Annotated in this window: 2 protein-coding genes and 1 pseudogene; all 3 read right to left on the reverse strand. The window is 72.0% G+C overall.

The window, feature by feature from the left end:
* A pseudogene (locus tag DQW06_RS26890) lies at positions 1 to 391 on the reverse strand (glycoside hydrolase family 16 protein); the annotation flags it as partial.
* 537 nt (positions 392 to 928) lie between these two features.
* Positions 929 to 1933 (reverse strand): iron-siderophore ABC transporter substrate-binding protein, encoded by a 1005-nt coding sequence (locus DQW06_RS26895; RefSeq protein ID WP_071621879.1) that lies wholly within the window; start codon positions 1931 to 1933, stop codon positions 929 to 931.
* Positions 1934 to 2128: 195 nt separating this feature from the next.
* Positions 2129 to 2514: siderophore-interacting protein (locus DQW06_RS26900; protein ID WP_198662558.1), on the reverse strand; the 386-nt coding region annotated here is incomplete at its 5' end.

Consider the following 2514-nt stretch of genomic DNA (forward strand, 5'->3'; position numbering starts at 1 on the left):
CGTGTTCGACCTTGTTCTGGGTGGTCATGCGGGCGGAGGTGTAGCCGCCGTTGGCTTCCCTGCGTGCGGTGATGACGAGGTTGCCGTTGCCGTCGAGGGCGGAGTTGGCGCGGCTGCTGGTGTAGTTCTGGAGTTCGTTGTTGCCCCAGCCGTGGGCGCCGGTCTCGTGGTTCCAGTTGGCGGGGTCGGGGGCGCTTCCGGCGGCGCCGTCGAACTCGTCGGACCAGACGACGTCCCCGGGCGCGGCGCTGAGTTCGGCGTTGGCCTCGTCCACGTCGGCTCCGGTCCACTGCGGTGCGGTGAGGATCGCCGCGGCCAGCGCGGCGGAGGCGGTCACCGCCGTGGCGACGGTGGCGGTGCGGCGGGTACTGCGGCGGGCGCTCTTGGTCATGGCGTACTCCGGTGAGCGGGGGGACGGGCGAGCCCGGCGCCGCGACGCGTGCGAAATAGCGGGTCCCGCACGTGCCGCGAGGGGCTTGCCCGCGTGGGCGGACGCCCACTGAACAAGCGTTAAGTGACTGTACGTACGCGACCGCTCGCGGACAAGGGGGGTCGTGCGAAAAAGTTGGGATCGCTCCCATGGGGCTGGGGTGAAACGTGTGGTCTGTGTGCTTTTGGGGTGGTGTGGTCTTCGCAGGAGAGGACCTGTGGGGCGCGCCGTGTCCCGGCGCCTGAGTCCCAAGCCCTCGTGCTTACGGGGTCGGGCCGGATTCGGGTCACGCGCCACACGGCGGTCGGCCCACGTCCTCGTGCTCGCGGAGACAGGTGTTTCGGGCGTCCCTGCCCAGGCGCTCCGGACGCCCGTGCCCCCGCGTTCCTGCGCGGGCCGCCGGGACGAAAGCGCGAGCCGCGCGACCGTCGGCCTTCGGGCCCCGACGACGACGGGCCCCGCGGAGCGCGCGCTCCACGGGGCCCGGCAGGCGGGGCGTCAGCCGTTCAGGGTCTCCTGGAGCAGCGGGACCAGCTCGTCCAGCGCGTGGGAGATGCCCGGGTACGAACCGCTGGAGAAGGCGTTGGCCAGCTCCGGGTCGTCCAGGATGACCAGTCGGCCGTCCTCGGCGGAGGGGATGCCCTGGAGCACCGGGTCCTCGCGCAGGTGGTCCGCCGTGCCGCCGATGGGGAACATGACCGTCAGGTCCGCGTCCAGGACCTCCAGCCGCTCCGGGCTCAGGTCGACGTAGAAGGCGCCGTCGGCCATCTCCTCGACCTCGGGCTCGTACCGGAAGCCCAGCTCCTGGAGCAGGTCCACCCGGGAGTCGCCGGGCACGTAGGCGCCGTACTGGCCGTCGAAGTAGGCCCCCACGGTCAGGGTCATGTCGGCGAACTCGGGGTTCTCCTCGCGGATCCGGGCGAAGCGGCCCTCCAGCTCCTCGATGAGCTCCTCGGCGCGCTCCTGCTCGCCGACCACCTGGGCGACCTGTCGGGTCTGCTGCTGCCAGGTGGTGCCGTAGGTGACCTCCACCCCGGGCGGCGGGCCGACCACGGGGGCCACCGGAGAGAGCGTGTCGTAGCGCTCCTGGCTGTTGTCGGAGCGGGTGTCGAGGATGACGTCGGGCTCCAGGGAGGCGATCGCCTCCAGGTTCGGCTCCATGGTGCCGAGCTGGACCGGCTCCTCCTCGAACATGTCGGCCGCCCACGGGCCCACGCCCGTGCCGCCGTAGGCCTGCCAGTCGGCCACGCCGACCGGCTGCACGCCCAGCGCCAGCGCGGTCTCGGCGTCGGACCAGCCCATGGCGACGACGTTGGTCGGCTTGTCCGCGATCTCCACGTCGCCGAAGAGGGTCTCGACGGTGACCGGGTACCCCTCGGCGACCTCGCCGTCCGAGCCGCCCTCCTCGGAGCCGGAGGTCTGGCCGCCGCAGGCGGCGAGCAGCAGGAGGGAGAGCGCGCCGGCGGCGATCGCGCCGCCGCGGGTCAGCGGACCGGGGTTCATGGGGCCTCATTCGGTCGAGTGGATGAGCTTAGCCTTGCCTAAGCAAGGTTATGGTGCTGGAGGCGTCCGTTTTGCGCAAGCCCGTGGTGGGAGGGCGTGGAAAACCGCGTATGCCGGTGAAGCCCGTTGTGCACGGTCGTCGGCGGGGCCGCGCGGCGCTCCTCGCGGGCCGGTGACGTGTCGAGGGTCACACCGTCACGAGTAGGCCGCCACGCCGTGGCGCCAGTAGCCGATGAAGGCGATGTCGTCCTTGGGGACGCCGTGTTGGCGGACGAGGGTGCGGCGCAGTTCGGTGGGGAGGGCGTTCTCTCCGGCGACGAAGCAGTAGGGGCGTCCTGGGGGGAACTCGGCGGTGCGTACGGTTTCCAGGGCGAGTCGTCCGGGGACGGTGTGGGGGTCGGTGCGGGCGAGCCAGTGCACGTCGACTCCGGGCGGGGCCTGGACGGGGCGTACGTCTTCGGGGCAGGGGACTTCGAGGTAGGCCTGTCCTCGCAGGTGGGCGGGGGCCTGTTCGAGGATGGAGAGCAGGGCGGGTACGGCGCTCTCGTCGCCGACGAGCAGGTGCCAGTCGGCCTCCTCCG

It is taken from the genome of Nocardiopsis sp. TNDT3 (genome assembly GCF_003427465.1).
GTDB lineage: Bacteria > Actinomycetota > Actinomycetes > Streptosporangiales > Streptosporangiaceae > Nocardiopsis > Nocardiopsis dassonvillei.

Excerpts from the sequence above, each read along its gene's own strand:
- DQW06_RS26895 (WP_071621879.1), bottom strand. The coding sequence starts at position 1,933 with ATGAACCCCGGTCCGCTGACCCGCGGCGGCGCGATCGCCGCCGGCGCG.